This window comes from Nostoc sp. T09 (genome assembly GCF_002154695.1).
Taxonomy (GTDB): Bacteria; Cyanobacteriota; Cyanobacteriia; order Cyanobacteriales; family Nostocaceae; genus Aulosira.
Window position 1 is genome coordinate 1 of sequence record NZ_MTAV01000055.1, and the last position, 19127, is coordinate 19127.

The window sequence follows — 19127 nt, forward strand, 5'->3', positions numbered from 1 at the left end:
TTGTCAGATTATTTCTTAATATTGCTTCTTTCCCCTGTTCCCTGTTCCCTCTTAAAGACTATGAATTTAGCATAACAAGTACGGTAGAGCCATTATTTATTCTCTCAGGGTGTTTCTTAAGAAACCTACAAAATTCAAATCCCAATAAGAGTCAATATCTGGCAGATAAGCTCCAGTAGTAATACTAGTACCATTCATTAACCAAATGCCATTTTGACCTGTTGTTGAATTACGTAAAAGCAGATCTGACTTATCATCTCCATTAAAATCCACAATAGGACTTAGGCTCCAAGAAGAGTTAAGGTCTGGTAGATAAGCTCCAGCAGTAATATTAGTACCATTCATCAGCCAAATCCCGCTTTTTCCTGTGGTTTCATTTCGCAAAAATATATCTGTTTGATTATCACCATTAAAATCTGCAATCGGAATTACATCCCAAGAAGAGTCAACGTCTGGTAGATAAGCTCCAGCAGTAATATTAGTACCATTCATTAACCAAATGGCATTCTTGCCCGTGCTTTCATTTCGCAAAAATATATCTGTCTTGTTATCGGCATTAAAATCTGCAACGGGAATTACATCCCAAGAATAATCAAGGTCTGGTAGATAAGCTCCAGCAGTAATATTAGTACCATTCATTAACCAAACGCCAATTTTTCCTGCTTCTGAATTACGTAACAGAATGTCGGTCTTATTATCGGCATTAAAATCGGCGGAAGGAATTACATCCCAAGAAGAGTCAACGTCTGGTAGATAAGCTCCAGCAGTAATATTAGTACCATTCATTAACCAAACGCCGATTTTTCCTGTTTCTGAATTACGTAACAAAATGTCAGTTTGATTATCGCCATTAAAATCGGCAGCAGGAATTATATCCCAAGAAGCATCAATATCTGGTAAATAAGCCCCAGCAGTAATATTAGTACCATTCATTAACCAAATGCCGATTTTTCCTGTTTCTGCATTACGTAAAAAAATGTCTGTCTTATTATCGCCATTAAAGTCTGCAACAGGAATTACGTCCCAAGAAGAATCAAGGTCTGGTAAATAAGCTCCAGCAGTAATATTAGTACCACTCATTAACCAAACGCCGATTTTTCCTGTTTCTGAATTATGCAAAAAAATGTCAGTTTGATTATCGCCGTTAAAATCAGGTATGAGTATTGAGTTATTAGTATACATATTTAGTTTAGTGTTTTTTCTGTAGCAAATTTCATCAAACAATATTTTACATAGCATTTTTAATAGTTGAGTAAAGAACCTGTTTAATTAATAATTAGTAATATTACTTAAATTTTTATAATCATTTTCCTACTCACGGAGCGCGTAAGCTAGACCAAGCAAATAGGCAATTGTATAGCCATAATTTGCGATAATCAGCAAATGCGATTTTTTTCCAAGTTTTTTACTACCTTCATTGCAGTATTCTTACTGCCTATTCTCATGGTTTCTGCCCAAAATCCTACAGTTAATCCAGGAGAAAATCTTGTAACTGAAGGTATCTCAGCGATACCGATATCACTGACAGAAACAGTAGACCGCTACACCCAATTTCGCTCAGCAGGTCTTGCTAGTTGGCATCCCAAACGCCGCGAAATGCTGATTGCGACGCGCTTTGGTGATGTACCCCAAGTACACTTAGTCAAATTTCCCCTGGGAAGTCGCAAGCAGTTGACGTTCTTCCCAGAACGAGTTGGCGGCGGAACTTTTCAACCCACCGAAGGCAAGTATTTTGTTTTTAGTAAAGATACTGGTGGTAATGAATTTAACCAAAATTACCGTTATGAGTTGGCAACAGGGGAGATAGCACTCCTAACTGATGGGAAGTCAAAAAACAGTCGTGGTGTGTGGTCGAATCGGGGAGATAGAATGATTTACACCTCCACCCGTCGCACAGGGAAAGATAATGATTATTACATTATCGACCCAAAAAATCCGAAAAGCGATCGCTTGTTAGCGCAGGTTGAAGGCGGCGGTTGGGGTACTTTGGATTGGTCACCAGACGACCGTCAATTGTTAGCACAGGAATATGTTTCGGCTAATGAAAGCTATCTTTGGTTAATTGATACTCAGTCAGGTGAGAAGAAACTAGTCACACCCAAGGGAGGTAAGGAAAAAGTCGCCTATTATAGTGGCGCATTTAGTAAAGATGGTAAGGGTTTGTATGCCATCACTGACCGCGACTTTGAATTTTCCCGATTGGCATACATTGACTTAGCGACATTACAGCACACCTATCTCACCAGTAACATTCCTTGGAATGTGGAAGACTTCGACCTTTCTTATGATGGTAAACACATTGCTTTTGTTACCAATGAAGACGGGGCTGGTGTGCTGCATCTTTTGGAGACAGCCACAGGTAAAGAAAAGCCACTGCCAAAGTTACCAGTAGGAGATATATATGGTGTTAATTGGCATCGCAATAACCAAGATTTAGGCTTTACCTTAGTTTCGGCGCGAACAACTGCCGATGTTTACTCCTTAAATATCCTCAGCAACAAAATCGAACGCTGGACAGAAAGCGAAACAGGCGGCTTAAATACAGAGAATTTCCCCGAAGCCCAACTAGTACGCTGGAAGAGTTTCGATGATAAAACCATCTCCGGCTTTTTGTATCGTCCTCCTGCCAAATTCAAAGGTAAGCGCCCAGTAATTATTGATATTCATGGGGGGCCAGAAAGCCAGTTTCGTCCATCATTTTTAGGACGGATTAATTATTACCTCAACGAATTGGGTGTGGCGATCCTGTTTCCCAACGTCAGGGGTTCGAGTGGTTACGGCAAAAATTTCTTAAAGTTGGACAACGGCTATCAACGAGAAGACTCTGTTAAGGATATCGGCGCATTATTAGACTGGATTGCTACCCAACCAGACTTAGATAAAGACCGGATTTTAGTCACAGGGGGAAGCTATGGTGGCTATATGTCCTTGGCAGTTGCGACTAAATATGGCGATCGCATTCGTGCTTCTATAGATATAGTTGGCATTTCTAACTTCGTCACTTTCTTAGAAAAAACCGAAAGTTATCGCCGAGATTTACGACGAGTAGAATACGGCGACGAACGCGACCCCAAAATGCGAGAATTCTTGTTGAAGATTTCACCTGTGAATAATGCCACTAGCATCAAGAAACCGCTATTCGTGATTCACGGCAAAAATGACCCCCGCGTTCCCCTTAATGAAGCTGAACAAATTGTGGCAACAGTGAAAAATAATCAAGTGCCAGTTTGGTATTTGATGGCAAAGGATGAAGGGCACGGGTTTAGTAAGAAGAAAAATATTGACTACCAATTCTATGCAACGGTGATGTTTGTCAAAGAATTTTTATTGAATTAGTCAATATAAGTAGTTGCACAAATTTAAATTCAATGGTGGAGAGAGGGAACAGGGAACAGGAAACGGGGAACAGTGAAAAAAGTTGTGTAATTAATTCTGTGTGACTACTTAAACAGTTTTCTCATACACCCAACAATAGCCCCAAGCTTCCAGCTTGTGGGCTATTGTTGGGTGTATGAAGGCAAAAATATCGCGATCGCGAGTGCAAGAATTACTGATATGAGTTAGCAAACAAGTAAATTGAGAATGAGATTTGCCGATTGCTTGCGGAAAACACCAAAATGAGTGCGTGATTTACCGAAATGAGTAAGCGTTAAGGCATTTTGAGTAAGCAATATGCTATTTTGCTTGCGGAAAACACTAAAATGAGTGCGTGATTTACTAAAATGAGTAGGCGTTAAGGCATTTTGAGTAGACGTTAAGGCATTTTACTTGCGGAAAACACCAAAATGAGAAGGTGTTAAGGCATTTTATGAACTCGTTAAAACATTTCAAGTAAGTGAAATGCCATTTCAAGAACTTAATTAAGCAAAATATTAAAGTAATAGACCATTTTTGCTGATTTAAATAAATTTAATGTATTTTTCGATGTAGTGAGCAGTTATAGCGATCGCCGTTTGGTTAGGTGATGGCTTTGGCTTACTCCTTTTACTGCCGAGTTTGGGTCAAACTATGATGTGCAGTCATGGTTCAGGTCAGACTTGTAATCAAAAAGACAAATATATATTTTATGAAGATTTGTACTAGTGTTAGTTGTGTTAATTAGAGCATGAGGTTTTTACTGGTATAACTGAAAGAATTGTCAGTAATTAAAAAAAACTAACTAAACCTTTATTCAGTGCAGTATGACCGCAAACTCTAGTATTAAGTTTACGATTGCCTTCAATGACCCTGGCTTAGATGCGGAAGAACAAGACGAGCAGGTTCAAAGGCTAATTACTGAACTCAAGCAAATTGACGAAGTAGATACAGTTGGTCGTGTTCTCGATCTCAATCCACCAGAAGGAAACAAAGCATTAGGCGGATTTCTAGCAGGTTTGTTAATGGCTGAGGTGAATGCAGCCAATGCAAAAAAGTTGATGGGATTTTTGGGCGATCGCCTTGGTGGTAAACCTATTGAACTAGCGGTGGAAGCCAACGGCAAAAAACTTACGGTGAAAGCCCACAGCCGAGAAGAACTCGAAGCAGCCATCAAAGCAGCCCAAGATTTTATCTCAGCATAGGCAAGAAAACATGGTAAAGGTAGCATTGCTGATTGGGGTCAGTGAATATGAGCCTGGGCTGAATCCCTTACCTGCGGCTGTTAAAGATATTGAGGCGCTGCAACGGGTGTTGAAAGATCCAGAGATGGGGGGATTTGATGAGGTAAAAGCGCTTCCTAATCCTGACCGACAGACAATGGAATCTGAGATTGAAACCTTGTTTTCTAGTCGCGCCAAAGACGATCTGGTGTTACTATTTTTCTCTGGACACGGTATCAAAGATGATAGTAGCAAGCTGTATTTTGCGACTCGCACCACTCGTAAAAATCCCAAAGGAGAGTTGATACGGTCAACCGCTGTAGCCACCAACTTTGTCCATGAAGTCATGAACAATAGCCGAGCCAAACGGCAGACAATTATCTTGGACTGTTGCTTTAGCGGAGCGTTTGATCCGGCATTACAAGCTAAAGATGATGGCTCGGTTGACTTGCAGAGCCTGGGGGCTGAGGGGCGGGTGGTACTTACTTCTTCTAGTTCAACCCAGTATTCTTTTGAGCAGCAGGGTTCGGACTTATCGATTTACACCCGATATCTAGTTGAGGGGATTGAAACAGGAGCAGGCGATCGCAATGAGGATGGATTTGTTTCAGTGCTGGAATTGCATGAGTATGCTGCCAGCAAAGTGCAGGAAACTGCCCCCAATATGACCCCGAAGATTATTGTTCTTAAAGATAAGGGGTTTGAAATTGTTCTATCCAAGGCACGAGTTACTAACCCTAAGCTGAGATATCGGAAAGCCGCTTCACGTTATGCAAATGCCGGAACAATTCGACCATCGGGTAGGGCTATTCTGAATACACTGAAGCAGCAATTAGGCTTAACCTCTGAAGAAGCCAGTGAAATTGAGGCTGAGGTATTACGCCCTTATCAGGAGCGATTAGCAAATTTACAAACCTATCGAGAAGCTTTAATTGCAGAGGCAGAGCATGAATATCCTCTAAGAGAGGAAGCCTGTGAAGAAATGAATAGGCTTCAAGAGATTCTGGGGTTAAGGGACGCTGATATTTTGCCAATTCAGCAAGAACTTGAGGTGCAGTTTGCCCAGAAGTTAGATTTATACCAACAGAAATTAACTCAATACAAGCAGCTATTAACACAAGCAATTCAACGAAAATTTCCTCTAAACCAGCAAGATAGTCAAAACTTAGAGAATTGGCAGAAGTCTCTAAGACTAAGAGAAGAAGATATTACTCATGTTGAACAACCTCTTCTTAAGGAGGCACAAATCAGATATCAGGAAAAGTTGAGACAAGAAGCAGAGCAACAAAGGCAGGAGAAGGAACAAGTTGAGCAACAGCCTCACGTAGAATCTCAAGAGACAGGGCGATCTCAATTGCTTGGTGAAACGCAGCAGTTTGAGTTTTCAGATCAAATCGGAATCATTGATGGGAATAATCAAGTTAAAAATACTACGACTATGACTAATGGATTACCTGATCGTAAACGCCGTAGGCTAGAGCAAGAACGGGATTCATTGCAGCAACAATATGAACTTGCGAGTGAAAAACTCAGTCGATTGCGTCAGGCTCTTGCTCTTGAAGTTGATCCCTCAACAAAATTGAAATTGGAGAAGCAAAGAGAACAAGCTCAAATAGACCTAAATCAGATTGATGAGCAGCTTGAACAAGTTGAGCAACTGTTAGGTTAAGGTAGTCTTAAAATTTAGCTGCCGGAGAAGTAATTAATGTCATCTAAGCGACGTTTGCAGGTTATATATGAAAGCAAACAGCAAGAATGGGAAACAGTTCATGAACGGTTGAGTTCTCTCCGTCAGAGTAGAACTATTGAAACAGATCCTGAAAACCAATTCAAGCTTGATCGTCGAATCAAAGTAATTGAGCAAGAGTTAAAAGTTATTCAAGATGAACTCAATCAAATTGAGCATCAACTCGGCCTGTTGGGAAGTAGTCAAGATAAATATACACCTGAACAAGTTAAACAAACTTCTTTTGCCCAACAGCAGAGACGAGAAAGGTCTGATTTCGGAGCATATCAATCATCTTATACTTCCAAGCCAACAACATCATCTAAACGCAGGATTCTTGCTGGGTTCCTCATTATGACTGGAATTGGCTTGATAGGTTTTGCAGCTTATGTTCTCTTTGTTGATTACAACCGCGTTTCATTACCACAAAATGTAGCAGCATTCTATGGTTCACTAGGACTGCTTATTGGAGGGATTGGAGTATATCTTTGGTAAAAATAACTTTTGGTAAAATTATTAACGGTAAGCTACGCTAACGCATTCCATCCTTATTAAAGTCGAAGTCGCAAAGCGATCGCCAAATTGCAATAACTTTAATTTTGAGGCTAGCGCTCGCCTCCAACTGCTGACAAATGTAATATTGGGTGAGACTGCTTTTTCAATTTTCAAAAAGGTAGTTTTGTATTTTCTCCTAACCTGCTAGTCTGATTCAGAGCTATGTGGTTATGAGGTATACAAATCTTGCCAACTGCTGAACAAGGCATCAGGTGTGTCATACTATGCCAAGCTTTGACGTATACATTTACCTCTATTTTCATTGTCCGTCTTGATGAACAAACAGGTAATGTGTTTATTTTGGCAGGCGATAACATAGAAATAGAAATCTATCGCAATGGTCTTTAGAGGTTCTTGTGATGAAGCCTGACTTTAGTAGCATGACAAAAACTGAGTTAAGAGCTTTCGTCATTGCTCACCCCGACAACAAAGCAGCGTTTCGTGCCTTTGTTGACCGCTTTACTTCTGAAGCATCTCCAGAGACTTTTGACATCCCAAAATCGAATAGTGAGATTGAGGAAGTTGAAATCTTGATTAGAAAAAAGTTAGAACAACTAAAGACGAGCTGATTAAATTGTTTTGGGATTGCAGTAGGCAATGCCCACCAAAACCCGGATACTGTGGGCATTGCCCACCCTACAGATACTTAGATTTTTTCACAAATCAAATATGAGTCTTATAGCATTAACAAGATTATTGGCAATCAATTAGCTAGAAATTAAAAACTTCTCCATTACATAATTAACAAAAACTTCTCCTCTACGTTCCACCTGTTGTTCAGTGATGATGGAAAACCCCATGTGCAAGAAAAAAGGCTTGGCGGTAATACTTGCTTCAACGTATAAGCGATTAATTCCTAATTCATCAGCTTTTGCTTCAATTGCAGAATAAATCTTACTACCAACACCCATCCGCAGGTAATTTTTATGGCAGTAGAAGCAGTCTATATGTCCGTTTAACTCTAACTCGCCAAAACCTGCAATCACACCTCGATCATCAGCAACGTAGGTGAATCTTTCTGAACAGACTTTTGCCCAGTTTCTAAAATCAATATTATCTGGTGCCCAAGCTTTAACTTGATTGTTTGAGTAGTCAGAAATATTAATTTCACGTACTGTTTCGTGGAATAATTGCGCTATTTGCTCCGCATCTTGCTGTTGAAATAATCGTATTTTCATAAAAGTATTAAGTAGCTCTTTATTTATAAGATTACTACCTGATTCTTAAAATATACATAGGGAAGCCACTGCGTTGGAAGGTTCCCTGGGTTGTAAACGCGTAGCAGCTTTCCGCAGCGTAGCAAATGGCTTTGGGCATTGCCCACTCTACACTACAACCCAATTTACGCGATCGCAAAACCCGCAGATTATGCAAGTCTCTTGGCGCTGCTTTGATTTCACACAAACTCGACACGTCCCACCATCTCTTCTGGTGTCATCACTTCATAAATCAAAACCAAAGTTTGAATGATTTCACCAATTGAACGAGTCCCTTTCCTACAGTAGGTAATACCAGGATGATCGAGTCTAGAACTTGCAATAATCAAAAAATCTGCATCTTGAGTGAAGAGTATTCGCTGTGTTTCTTGAATAAACGCTAACTGAACTTCATCGCTTTGAGTCCGTAATTCCACATCATTGGTTGTTGTGACATCAATTCCATAACGGCACAAGCCAAGCGCGATCGCCGGATCGACATTTTCATCGAGATGAAAGCGAATTCGTTCACTCATTCCGCAACTGTCTGAGTTTTTCTTGGAGACGCGAGGGATGATTTTGCTTCAGTACCTCAACTAACTCATCTTCTTCTGCTGTACGGCGATCAATCTCGTCTCGGTGATCAAAGTAATAAGCCATTGCTGCATAAACAGATGCCAGTGACAGGTCATACTTACCAGCAATCTCTACCAAAGAATATCCTAGCTTTAAATGCATCACCGCTACATCTTCTACAGCAATGCGAGTACCGACAATGCAGGGCTTCCCACTCCGCACATCAGAAGCGATCGCGATATGCTCCCGACTGACTAATTGCATTGGTAAATCTTCCAGGTCTGTTCAATAATTTCATAATATACAGTTGTCCTGGCTTTTACAAAACAAGCTGGGCGATCGCATCTTTCAGCCAGAGCTATTTTACTCAAAAGCAACGCCGCGATAAATTTCCGCCATTGGCAATTCAATCCCAACTGACTCTAGGGAAATAGATCGCTCTAAGCCGCTACAATCACTGAGTAACCAACCTTGAGTTTGCTTGCTATAGCGCTCAACAAAAGGTTCATCTTGCTCGACTAATAAATATTCACTAAAACTAGGAATTGAGCGATATATGCGAAATTTATTTTGGCGATCGTAATCTGCGGTGGAAGGAGATAGGACTTCAACAATCACCAAGGGATTTAAGACTTCATCTAAACGCTCAGCATTCAGTTGCGGTTCACCATCAAAAACCATCACGTCTGGATAGACTCCGCGTCGATATTCGGGAATCCATAGCCGCAAATCGCTGTTAATTGGCTCGAATTGAGTATCACGCAGCACATAGGTAAAATAAGCCAAAATGTTCCTACCGATGCGGCTGTGTTTAAGCGTTCCTCCGGGCATTGGTACAATTTCTCCATCTCGATATTCGCTGCGTCCTTCTGCTTTTTCTTCGATGGCGCGGTATTCATCTAAAGTGTAGCGGCGCTTGATGGTAGAAATCATAAGTCGTCAGCGATCGCATTGCTGGTAGGACAACAAGATTATAATTCCTATATTGTATGGCTGAGATGTGGTGCATTGTGCGTTGTGGCAAAACACCTTACTAGCTAATATTGCGATCGCATTTCTTCTGTAGAGTGTGTTGTTCAGACTCTCCTTTGCAAGAGTTGTACAAAAGAGGATATTCTTTTTCGCTATCTTAGAACAGTAAATCATTCACCGATCGCGCCGATGGTTGCTTTACCCGATCCTATTTTGATGAGTGCAGAAGAATATCTGGTTTGGGAACCCACCCAAGAACAACGCTACGAGTATTGGGATGGCGAAGTTGTGGCGATGAGTGGCGGTACACGCAACCATAATCGGGTTTCTGCAAATTTCTTTAAGCTTCTAGATGATGCTTTAGGCGATCGCTCCTGTGAAGTATACATTGTAGATGTGAAGGTGCAGGTGGAACCTGGGCAAAAGTATTTTTATCCCGATGTGGTAGTGACTTGCGACGATCGCGAAAACGCTCCGCAATTAGTGCAATTTCCCTGCTTAATTGTCGAAGTGCTATCACCTTCAACGGAAGCCGCCGATCGAGGGAAAAAGTTTGCCAAATACCGCCAATCTCCAACCTTGCAAGAATATGTCTTAGTACAAGTAGCGCAACCGGGGGTAGAAGTGTTTCGGCGCAACGAACAGGGAAAATGGGTGCTGTCGGAGTATAGTTTGGAAGATAGATTGACACTTGAATCGGTAAATGTAGAAATAGCAATCGCTGATTTGTACCGACAAGTGCAGTTTGAACCTGAAGAAGCTGAAAGTTGAATAGATGAGCGATATAGGATGCGTTAGCGTAGCTCACCGTAGGTATCGCCCTCAATTGGAAATCTTTGCCACTTGCTTGGGTGCTTCTATTTCAGTAAATAGCTGCATTGCTATATTAAAATTAATTTGGCTTTCATCGGGCTTTGCCATTTGTTGATAAGTTAAACCCAATTGAAAATAAGCTTCAGCTAAATCACATTTAGCGCTTATTTTATCTAAAAGTTCAATTGCTTCTGTATGATTAGCCAGAGCTAAATCAAATTCTACTTGTTGGCGATGAATTTCTGCTAAACCATTGAGAGTTTTTGCTTTCACTTGCGTATAGTGGCTTTCTTCCGCAATAGTCAAAGCTTGCTGAAATATTTGATTTGCCCGATCGCATTCTCCTAAATTGACGTAGGTTTGTCCCAAAATTTGCATAAAATAGACAAATCTCCCAGTCTGTTCTACCAGTTTTTCGGTTGTCATATTTCGATAAGCTACGTCTGCTAAGGCATAAGAAGCATCACGCAAACCTAAATAAGAATATACTAAAGCTAAACACACAGAAGCTTTCTCTGCCCAGCGATGATGCTCGGTATTTTGAGCGAGGTAAATTACTTGTTGAAATAACTTTGCAGCCGCCTCTAGTTCCCACAAATCTATTTTGTACAGGCCAATACTTAATAAAGAATCTACCTCTAGCATACGCAGATAGTAAACTGTATGTTTATTTTCTGGCTGAGGTACAAGTGATTTGAGTGCTTGAGTTGCTAATGTAATAGTTTTTTCTTGGCAGGCGATCGCTTGATTAATTTTGCCTGTTATCCAGTATAAATCGCCCAATATATTGTAAAGTTCGCTGAGATTCTGGTCATCATCAAGATTGTTGACAACTTGATTAATAGCAGCAAGTACAGGTTGAATTAAACCCATACGATATAGCGTACTACCAAGAGGTAAAAACTGCTGCCATTGATTATTTCGGCTTTTGAGAATGACTTTGCCTGCTAACTCAAATTGATTAATTTCTATATAGTGATAATATGCTTCCAGAGCTTGCAAAGCATCTTTAAAAGTTTCGATTTGTTGAACGCTAGCTGTCCAAAATTCTGCGGCTTTATAGTTAGTCAATTCCCATTCATCGCTAGGGCGTAAACGCGCGATCGCTTCTGCACGAATCACCGGATGCAGCCAATATTCACCGTTATGGCACTCTACCAAAGACCGATTTCTCAGAGAGGCGATGATTTGCCGATGTTGATTGGGTGGCACATCCCACAGTAAGCAAAACAATCCTTGTGATGGGATAGTAGATATATCTTGGTAACGATAACATCCTAAACGGCAAAGCAGGCGATAAGCTTGGGGGTCGAGGGTTTGCAAACGATTAATTTGACTAACTGCTAAATTTTTTAAGTCGGTTGCTGCTAGCGGATCGGCATGATTTTCTTGCCAATAAAGTGCCATATCACCGTCAAAATCTTCCTGAATCGAACCGCAGAGAATTCCCATTGCTTTGGCATTTCCAGCATAGGTGCGATGCATCATTTGCAGAGTTGAGGAGTTGATGGTTAACCCACGATGGCTAAAAAACTCTTCCCATACGCTTTGATCCAAACCAGGAAGCCGATAGTGATTGACATTCAGCCCAGGTTCACAAAGGCGATCGCGACTGGTAATTAAAGTCACAGACTGCACCCTTGCATCAGCCAAAACCCGCAATAGTTCTACATAGTTACGGTGTTCAGCAATCAACCGTCCTTGTTGATCTAATGCTGGTTCGAGATTGTCAATTAACACCCCAATCCGCCGATTGTGGAGTTGGCGCTTGAGGCGTCCCAAAGTTACGCCAAATTCTACCCCTGGTTCTTCATGAAAGTCTTGTTTCAGCCATTCCTCTACCACCCGTTCCGCCGGAGTGATATTCTGCGTTTCCTTCGCCATCAGCAATTCTAAAACCAAGTCAAAACCTTGGTGGAGATATTGCTGCGCCAGAGTAGTTTTGCCTAAACCGCCCTCACCTTGGATGACAATTACCTTCGACCCTTGATTTACCAAAGTATTCAGGTGAGCGATCGCATCTTGTCGTCCAATAAAATTGGTATCCTCTGGTGTTGGGGTAGGTGGCTGAGGCGATTGCGCTGCGCGCACTGCCGGAGGCAATCGCGTATAATCAATCAAACTGGATATCGTCGTACTTTTTCTCAGAACACGCTCCAAAGTAGCACGACAATTACTTTTGGTAATCTTCTCCCGCAATACTTTAGAAAGCAAGCGCCATAACTGCGAGCCAGCATCCTTAGCGTGTCCTTCCGTACAACCGTAAGAATGCGCGATATCCAAGTACTTTCTACCCAACCAAACCTGCTGAAGAATAACTTTTTGCAAATCGCTCAACCGTTCCCCGGTCTGAGCAGGAATAATGGTGTCTAACCATGCTAATGCTGCTTCAGCGTCCATTGTGTAACGACTAGGGTAGTTCAGACTTTAGAGACAACTATAAATTACTCTACAGTTATGCTTCTGCAATTTTCGGATAAGATTCTGTAAATCCGACTTTTTTCCCGACTTTTTCCAGAAAGGCACAGGGCAAATAATTTTAGCTGACTCTTGACCATAGGTAATGCCTAAGCCCGGAAGTCAGCTAGTGAGCATCAGGATTAATATTATTTTGCAGCAAATATGGTAATTCAATAATGACTTGTGTTTCCCTATATAATTGCGAAACAACTTTAATATTGCCTTGATGCTTTTGGATAATCTGATAGGACACAGTTAATCCTAAACCTATACCCTTGCCAACAGCTTTAGTAGTAAAAAATGGATCGAATATTTGGGTAAGATTTTTAAGTTCGATACCTATGCCATTGTCAATAATGGTGATATTTACGCTATTTTGATTATTTTTAGTTTGAATAATAATTTTTTTATCAATCTGCTCTTGAGCTAATTCAATGGCATCTATTGCATTGACTAGAATATGCATGAATACTTGATTAAGTTGCCGAGAGTAACACTCAATTAAAGGTAAATCGTCATATTCTTTAATTACCTGAATAACTGGATAATCATGATCAGGATTGAGTCGATGCTGTAGTAGCAATAAAGTACTATCAATTCCTTCATGGATGTTCACTTTTTTTATCTCGGCTTCATCATGTCGAGAAAAATTTCTCAAAGAAGAAATAATATCTTTAATCCGATTAGCACCTGTGTCCATAGAAGCGAGAATTCGAGGTAAATCTTTACTTAAGTACTCAAGTTCTATTTCTTGTGCATAGAGTTGGATTTCTTGATCTGAATAGCGTTGCTGATAGCGATATATGAGATTGAATAAATCTTGAATATAGTTATTGATGTAGGTGAGATTAGCGTAGATAAAATTAATTGGATTATTAATTTCGTGGGCGATACCAGCAACTAAATTACCTAGGGAAGACATTTTTTCTGTTTGAATTAACTGCGATTCAGCCATTTTTAAATTGTGTAGCGCTGTACGCAATTGTTCAGTTTTAATCTCTAGTTCCTGATTCTTGTGTAAAAGCTCTACTGTTCGTTCTTGCACTCGTTCTTCTAATGTGTGATGAGCTACTTCTAATTCTTGAGTGCGTTCAGCTACCCTTTGCTCTAGATTGTTGATTAAAGTTGTGAGAGAGTGAGCCATTTCATGGTAAGCATTAGCTAACTGCCCAATTTCACCACCATGTTGAACACTAGGAATCGGACTACTCAAATCGCCTGCTGCTAAAGTTTTACTACGCTTTGCAAGTTGAACAATTGGGTGACTAATTTGTTTCGCGAGCAAATGAGCAATGAATACTGACAATAGTACGACTAAACTTAATACAAGCACAATTAAACGAGTAAGAGTGAGCTTAGCCTCCTGAAAATATTTAGCTACAATTTGGAGCTTGACAATAGCAATAGGCTGATGCCCAGAATATATAGGAGCATAAATTGTATTTAATCCTAGCTCTGGCTGAATATGATAAAATGAACGTTTTTGGGATATAGTGGGTAAAATTTGAGAATAAAAATAAGCTTTTTCCCACCTGTCTGGTTTCCCATCAGTATTACTAGAGACAAAAACTTCTCCATCTAAAGAAATGATTTCTAATCTTGTCGTTGGCTGCGAATAATTTAAAAATTGTCGCAACCATACTTTATCTAATAATTGCCCTAAAATTAATGTGCCTGATGATTTCCCAGTTCCATCACTACGAGAAATCGGTGAGCCTGCTAATAAGATGAGTCCTTGTGCTCCTGTATTAATCAACTCCTGAGATAATTTACTTCTCTTAGTTAAATCTTGAATTTTTGACTTTACTACTGGAAGAGTTAGGATATTACTTCCTGCTTCACCAATAATCTTTTCATTTGGGGATTGGATTACCTTGACTATATCAAGATCAGTAGTGAATAATAGTTGCTCAGACACTTCTTTTTTTATCCACGCACGATTCGGATGTTGAACTGCATTGTATAAATCAGTCCAGTTAGCATAACTAGAAATTAAATTTCGTAATCCCTTTTCTGTAGCAGCGGTGTAACCGCGAAATGCTAACACTTGATCGTCAAGTCGAGTTTTTTCTAATTCAATGAGTGGTTTCTCTAATAATTGCCACACAACACTGCTAAAACCTAATACTGGTAATAAAGATGCTCCAAAGGTAAAAACTAAAATTTTGGGTTGAAGGCTTTGCAAAAATTTTAGTCTTCTAAGGGTTATCATCCGCACGTGCCTTTGACGAATTATCGTGGATTATTAAGAGGTTTGATGTAAGCAAAGCAGAGTCTTAAATCTATTATTCCCAAAATTGCTTGCTAATACAGTTTTGTCCATAGTCGCGAACAGTGCGAAAAGCCTTAAGGCGTAATGTTAACGTGAGCTAGCTTCAAATTTATCAACAAAAAATATATATCTAGTAGTAGGGTGTGTTGTCGCGCAGCGCAACGCACCTGCAACAATTCTATTAAAATCATCCTGCATTTATGCAACTTCCAATTGTTATATAGAAATCCTATTTAATTTTGAAAAAATTCAGTACACCCCTGCCTTTCTTGATAAAATAAGGTAACGTCAGCACCATCATTACTTATGGTGAAATCAGACCACCGTCAATCTTTGCCTAGCAGTGCTGAACTTCCTTGTTCAGACGATACGCCTGTGGATAATGAAGACCAGAACTTTATTCCGAACCTGCTTTTATTCTTACTGGAATATATTTGGGCTAACCGCAATGACTGGTTTTTCGGCGTTGACATGGGCGTTTACCATACCACAGGGGTTAGTCCACTTGTGCCGATTGTCCCAGACGGATTTTTGAGCTTGGGTGTAGAACGTCGCAAAGCAGGTAAATCTCGTCTAAGCTATGTTGTTTGGGAAGAAAACGAAATTGTACCCATTCTAGCCTTGGAAATTGTCTCCTTAACTCCGGGTGAAGAATACGACAAGAAATTAGACACTTATGCCAAGTTAGGGGTACTGTACTACATTATTTATAATCCAGAGTATTGGCAACGCGATCATCACCAACCTTTTGAAGTCTATCGCTTAGTAGATGGTAGTTATCAACAGCAAATTGGCGAACCCTTTTGGATGCCAGAAATTGGTTTGGGAATTGGTAGAGGACAATACATATCTGGTAATATCCAGCGTCAGGTTTTGTATTGGTATGACCAACAAGGAAAGCGCTATCAAACTCCAGAAGAACAGCTTGAATTAGCACAAAAACAACTTGAGCGATACCGTCAGCAATTTGGAGATCTGCAAGAGGGTTAAATAATTACAAAATGATTTTCATAGCTTAAGAAAACTTACAATAATGGATACTAATAATTGGTTACTGGATACTTTAATATACTATCGTCAAATAGAGTTTTTTACTCGATATCAAGATTTTTCAAATAAGGAATTAGTAGATGAAGTTAAAAAACTAGCCAAGAAACTTTATTCAAATACTTACGAGCGTTTTTTTGACGAACAAAACGATTGGTATGTTTTAAATTTAGATAGACAAAGAGTGTTTGATATAGATTTCGGTTCAATTCATGATGATTGCGCAATAGAGGGTATAAATCAGAGTATACGGCAACTAGTAAACGTGGCAGAGATATCTAGAGGATTTTTTACACCTAATAAAGTTACAAGCTACTATATTAATGAATGTCACGGAAAAATTTACTCAGAAAAAGATTTACTCAATTATTTTGATAGTTTACCTCCAGATGAAAATATATATCATTTTTACAAAAATATAGTAGATTTTGAAATAGATGGTTCTAGACATTTGATTGTTGGGAGTTACGATCCATCATTAACGGCATTTCAAATAAATAAAATAATTATTAACACAGGTTATCAATTTTATTTAGGTGAATTTGGCGATCCTACACCGATGCTTTTACTCAATCAAGAAGAAGCACAAAAGTTGGAGCAAGAAAGAGGCTTGAGAGCTAATGTAATTAGACGTGTCGGAGACACATCTTGGTTAAATTTACCCAGTAATCTTTAGCTAATTTTAGCTATTAGCCTGTAGATACATTTAAGAGCAGATTGCCACAAGGTAGTTTAGTTCTAAAATCAATTAGCCGCTATCCGACTTTTTCTCCGACTATTGCAACTCCATCACATAAAACTGCCGACTTCAGCCGACTGACAAAAGAAAGTGCGATCGCTTAGGCTATTGAGCATAGAGATAAAAAACAAAGTATAAAAATATGCTTAATACTCTCAGCCCGCTTGCAGAAGATTTGGTAGGTCAAAGCTATACTTCTCCTGGCTACTTACAAACACAGCGCCGGATTCGTTCTCTCATAGATAGATATCTTGCAGTTGAAAAACTACGCGATCGCTTGGAGGATTTACCTATACAGTTTGCCAATCCCCAACCGCGTCCCTGGAAATCTATTGATTGGCAAGCGATTAACTCCAATCAAATTATCGGCATAGATCCAGAAGTATTTCTATCAATCTTGATAGGTGCAATGGATACAGAAGCCCCGATTCGCGGCTATACCCAAACAAGTAGAAAGTATTTGGCAAAATTGCATCCTGAGATGGCGCGGTTTGTTGGTGGAAGTGTCGGTGAAGATGGGGAACTACTAGAACCTGGCTTATGGGAAAAAGAAGAACGTCAACATACACCTGCATTAATTAAGGTTTACACCCAACTCACAGGGGAAAAAATTACCCCCAAACTTCGCACAGTTCGCGGCTACCTCCCCACAGATGACCCTTACGAAGACCTGTATCGCCACGGCTTACACCGCGTAGCCACAGAATACGGTGCAACCTGTCTTTATCTTTGGCTGATGGCTTACACCACAGGCCCGCTTCAGGATGTTCTTGAGGAATTAGCACAAGACGAAATCAACCACATGACCAAATTCTGGGGCTTTGGCGTCTGGGCTTTCCCCGATACTGGACTGATGCGCATTGGACGCACCTTAATCAAAACACGCTCTCAAAACTATCAGCGCAACAACCTCATGCGTACCCTACGTCGCATGATGGGTACACTAAACTGGAACGCTTGGTCTTTGAGCAATAAAGGCACTCTCCTCTTCACCTTCAGCTACACAATGCTTCGTTTGTGGAGTTGGAACAATAGCCTGTCACCAAAGTATTTACAAGATTTATTTGGAATTACTTCTGTTGCGCCAAAGAATTAATTTAACGAACCGCAAAGTACGCAAAGTACACAAAGGAAGAAAAGAAAACAAGTGATTTTACAACTTTTCGCACTCTCTCTGCGTCTCTGCGCCTCTGCGTGAGCTTTTCATACATTCATCTTAAAAATTCATGACCTCATTACCCCCAGATTTAAACCCGCAACACCTACCCCAACACATAGCCGTCATCATGGATGGTAACGGCAGATGGGCAACAAGCCGAGGATTAACCCGCATAGCCGGACATCGTCAAGGCGCAAAAACCCTCAAAGAACTATTGCGTTGCTGCAAAGATTGGGGAATCAAAGCACTGACAGCCTACGCTTTCTCTACAGAAAATTGGCGACGTCCGGTTGAAGAAGTAGATTTTCTCATGCTGTTATTTGAAAGACTTCTGAGGCGCGAGTTAGCCCAAATGCATCAAGAAGGCGTGCGAATCTCCTTTATTGGCGATTTATCGGCTTTACCTCAGACTCTACAAATCCAAATGCAACGTTCAATGGCAGAGACATTGCACAATCAAGCCATACACTTTACTGTTGCAGTCAACTACGGTAGCCGCAACGAAATTACTAGAGTTTGTCGTCAAGTAGCGGAACTCGTGGAACGTGGCGAACTCAGTCCAGAAGAGGTGAATGAAAGTTTTGTAACGCAACATCTTTACACAGCCGACACTCCCGAACCAGATTTGCTGATTCGTACTAGCGGTGAGATGCGCTTGAGTAATTTCCTTCTATGGCAAATGGCTTATACAGAGATGTACTTTACCGATATTCTTTGGCCAGATTTTGACAGAGAAGCATTTCATCAGGCTTTGTTGAGTTACCAAAAACGCGATCGCCGTTTCGGTCAAGTTAAAAGTGCAATCGCAGTCTAAGCAAGAGCATGAAAAAGCTAATCTCTAGCCTATGGTTTGGGAATACTGAAATACAAGCTTATCTTTTGGCTATGCTTGGAATTATTTAAATCGCCTTTAGTAGGGTGGATAGCTATGGTGATCGCACCAATGTCCAAAATCACTGTTTTTTTTAATCGCAGATTGTAGTAAGAAGTGAGCGATCGCTTGGGGCGTGAAAGACTGGGAAGCGTTTTGTCTCC

At 40.3% G+C, this 19127-nt stretch carries 20 protein-coding genes; 12 read left to right on the top strand and 8 right to left on the bottom strand.

All coding sequences use genetic code 11. The features are described from left to right. Nucleotides 1-96: 96 nt before the first annotated feature. Nucleotides 97-1224: a VCBS repeat-containing protein gene (locus tag BV372_RS13460; protein ID WP_218776716.1), complete on the bottom strand. Its 1128-nt coding sequence runs from the start codon at nt 1222-1224 to the stop codon at nt 97-99. Nucleotides 1225-1443: 219 nt separating this feature from the next. Between BV372_RS13460 and BV372_RS13465 the strand changes: the two genes are divergently transcribed. The 6 genes from BV372_RS13465 to BV372_RS13495 all read left to right on the top strand — a co-directional run bounded on the left by BV372_RS13465 (nt 1444) and on the right by BV372_RS13495 (nt 7427). After that, entirely contained in the window at nt 1444-3336 is a 1893-nt protein-coding gene (locus BV372_RS13465; protein ID WP_086687084.1) for a S9 family peptidase, read from the top strand. Nucleotides 3337-4181: 845 nt separating this feature from the next. Next, entirely contained in the window at nt 4182-4559 is a 378-nt protein-coding gene (locus BV372_RS13475) for a hypothetical protein (RefSeq protein ID WP_086687014.1), read from the top strand. Between the two features lie 10 nt (nt 4560-4569). Next, nucleotides 4570-6246, top strand: a complete 1677-nt coding sequence (locus BV372_RS13480) for a caspase family protein (RefSeq protein WP_086687015.1) — start codon at nt 4570-4572, stop codon at nt 6244-6246. A 36-nt stretch (nt 6247-6282) separates the two neighbouring features. After that, nucleotides 6283-6798, top strand: coding sequence for a hypothetical protein (locus tag BV372_RS13485; RefSeq protein ID WP_086687016.1), 516 nt, complete (start codon nt 6283-6285; stop codon nt 6796-6798). 246 nt (nt 6799-7044) lie between these two features. Continuing rightward, nucleotides 7045-7206: a hypothetical protein gene (locus tag BV372_RS36270; protein WP_086687017.1), complete on the top strand. Its 162-nt coding sequence runs from the start codon at nt 7045-7047 to the stop codon at nt 7204-7206. 11 nt (nt 7207-7217) lie between these two features. After that, entirely contained in the window at nt 7218-7427 is a 210-nt protein-coding gene (locus BV372_RS13495; protein WP_179198079.1) for a hypothetical protein, read from the top strand. A gap of 138 nt (nt 7428-7565) precedes the next feature. Here BV372_RS13495 and BV372_RS13500 read toward each other — a convergent pair whose 3' ends face one another. From BV372_RS13500 to BV372_RS13515, 5 genes are all read right to left on the bottom strand, one after another. Further along, nucleotides 7566-8036, bottom strand: a complete 471-nt coding sequence (locus BV372_RS13500; RefSeq protein WP_086687019.1) for a GNAT family N-acetyltransferase — start codon at nt 8034-8036, stop codon at nt 7566-7568. A gap of 34 nt (nt 8037-8070) precedes the next feature. Further along, the gene (locus tag BV372_RS36275; RefSeq protein ID WP_218776717.1) at nt 8071-8271 is read right to left on the bottom strand and encodes a hypothetical protein; all 201 of its coding nucleotides are present in this window, start codon (nt 8269-8271) and stop codon (nt 8071-8073) included. Further along, nucleotides 8255-8590: a DUF5615 family PIN-like protein gene (locus BV372_RS13505; protein WP_086687020.1), complete on the bottom strand. Its 336-nt coding sequence runs from the start codon at nt 8588-8590 to the stop codon at nt 8255-8257. Before BV372_RS13505 ends, BV372_RS36275 begins: the two co-directional genes overlap by 17 nt. Further along, nucleotides 8583-8894 carry a DUF433 domain-containing protein gene (locus BV372_RS13510; RefSeq protein ID WP_086687021.1) on the bottom strand — a complete coding sequence of 104 codons (312 nt, stop codon included), beginning with the start codon at nt 8892-8894 and terminating at the stop codon, nt 8583-8585. The genes BV372_RS13505 and BV372_RS13510 overlap by 8 nt, the downstream gene beginning before the upstream one ends. 99 nt (nt 8895-8993) lie before the next feature. Continuing rightward, nucleotides 8994-9563, bottom strand: coding sequence for a Uma2 family endonuclease (locus BV372_RS13515; protein WP_086687022.1), 570 nt, complete (start codon nt 9561-9563; stop codon nt 8994-8996). A gap of 228 nt (nt 9564-9791) precedes the next feature. Between BV372_RS13515 and BV372_RS13520 the strand changes: the two genes are divergently transcribed. Continuing rightward, the gene (locus BV372_RS13520) at nt 9792-10373 is read left to right on the top strand and encodes a Uma2 family endonuclease (protein WP_086687023.1); all 582 of its coding nucleotides are present in this window, start codon (nt 9792-9794) and stop codon (nt 10371-10373) included. A 51-nt stretch (nt 10374-10424) separates the two neighbouring features. Here BV372_RS13520 and BV372_RS13525 read toward each other — a convergent pair whose 3' ends face one another. Beyond that, nucleotides 10425-12815, bottom strand: coding sequence for a tetratricopeptide repeat protein (locus tag BV372_RS13525; protein WP_086687024.1), 2391 nt, complete (start codon nt 12813-12815; stop codon nt 10425-10427). 184 nt (nt 12816-12999) lie between these two features. Further along, on the bottom strand, nt 13000-15060 hold the full coding sequence (locus BV372_RS13530) for an ATP-binding protein (protein WP_179198081.1): 2061 nt from the start codon (nt 15058-15060) through the stop codon (nt 13000-13002). Nucleotides 15061-15453: 393 nt separating this feature from the next. Between BV372_RS13530 and BV372_RS13535 the strand changes: the two genes are divergently transcribed. From BV372_RS13535 to BV372_RS13550, 5 genes are all read left to right on the top strand, one after another. Then, complete coding sequence (locus tag BV372_RS13535; RefSeq protein WP_086687026.1) at nt 15454-16137, top strand: Uma2 family endonuclease; 684 nt, start codon at nt 15454-15456, stop codon at nt 16135-16137. Between the two features lie 43 nt (nt 16138-16180). After that, nucleotides 16181-16870, top strand: coding sequence for a hypothetical protein (locus BV372_RS13540; protein ID WP_086687027.1), 690 nt, complete (start codon nt 16181-16183; stop codon nt 16868-16870). A 41-nt stretch (nt 16871-16911) separates the two neighbouring features. Beyond that, the gene (locus BV372_RS37565) at nt 16912-17037 is read left to right on the top strand and encodes a hypothetical protein (RefSeq protein ID WP_256973195.1); all 126 of its coding nucleotides are present in this window, start codon (nt 16912-16914) and stop codon (nt 17035-17037) included. A 38-nt stretch (nt 17038-17075) separates the two neighbouring features. Then, nucleotides 17076-18029, top strand: a complete 954-nt coding sequence (locus tag BV372_RS13545) for a ferritin-like domain-containing protein (protein ID WP_086687028.1) — start codon at nt 17076-17078, stop codon at nt 18027-18029. Between the two features lie 130 nt (nt 18030-18159). Then, the gene (locus tag BV372_RS13550; RefSeq protein ID WP_086687029.1) at nt 18160-18906 is read left to right on the top strand and encodes an isoprenyl transferase; all 747 of its coding nucleotides are present in this window, start codon (nt 18160-18162) and stop codon (nt 18904-18906) included. The last annotated feature ends 221 nt before the right edge of the window (nt 18907-19127 follow it).

Bases quoted from the DNA above. Each gene is read 5' to 3' on its own strand.
- BV372_RS13550 (WP_086687029.1), top strand. From the start codon at position 18,160: ATGACCTCATTACCCCCAGATTTAAACCCGCAACACCTACCCCAACAC.
- BV372_RS13520 (WP_086687023.1), top strand. From the start codon at position 9,792: ATGGTTGCTTTACCCGATCCTATTTTGATGAGTGCAGAAGAATATCTG.
- BV372_RS13535 (WP_086687026.1), top strand. From the start codon at position 15,454: ATGGTGAAATCAGACCACCGTCAATCTTTGCCTAGCAGTGCTGAACTT.
- BV372_RS13505 (WP_086687020.1), bottom strand. From the start codon at position 8,590: ATGAGTGAACGAATTCGCTTTCATCTCGATGAAAATGTCGATCCGGCG.
- BV372_RS13475 (WP_086687014.1), top strand. From the start codon at position 4,182: ATGACCGCAAACTCTAGTATTAAGTTTACGATTGCCTTCAATGACCCT.
- BV372_RS13540 (WP_086687027.1), top strand. From the start codon at position 16,181: ATGGATACTAATAATTGGTTACTGGATACTTTAATATACTATCGTCAA.
- BV372_RS13495 (WP_179198079.1), top strand. From the start codon at position 7,218: ATGAAGCCTGACTTTAGTAGCATGACAAAAACTGAGTTAAGAGCTTTC.
- BV372_RS13500 (WP_086687019.1), bottom strand. From the start codon at position 8,036: ATGAAAATACGATTATTTCAACAGCAAGATGCGGAGCAAATAGCGCAA.
- BV372_RS13510 (WP_086687021.1), bottom strand. From the start codon at position 8,894: ATGCAATTAGTCAGTCGGGAGCATATCGCGATCGCTTCTGATGTGCGG.
- BV372_RS13525 (WP_086687024.1), bottom strand. From the start codon at position 12,815: ATGGACGCTGAAGCAGCATTAGCATGGTTAGACACCATTATTCCTGCT.
- BV372_RS13485 (WP_086687016.1), top strand. From the start codon at position 6,283: ATGTCATCTAAGCGACGTTTGCAGGTTATATATGAAAGCAAACAGCAA.
- BV372_RS13515 (WP_086687022.1), bottom strand. From the start codon at position 9,563: ATGATTTCTACCATCAAGCGCCGCTACACTTTAGATGAATACCGCGCC.
- BV372_RS13480 (WP_086687015.1), top strand. From the start codon at position 4,570: ATGGTAAAGGTAGCATTGCTGATTGGGGTCAGTGAATATGAGCCTGGG.
- BV372_RS13545 (WP_086687028.1), top strand. From the start codon at position 17,076: ATGCTTAATACTCTCAGCCCGCTTGCAGAAGATTTGGTAGGTCAAAGC.
- BV372_RS13465 (WP_086687084.1), top strand. From the start codon at position 1,444: ATGGTTTCTGCCCAAAATCCTACAGTTAATCCAGGAGAAAATCTTGTA.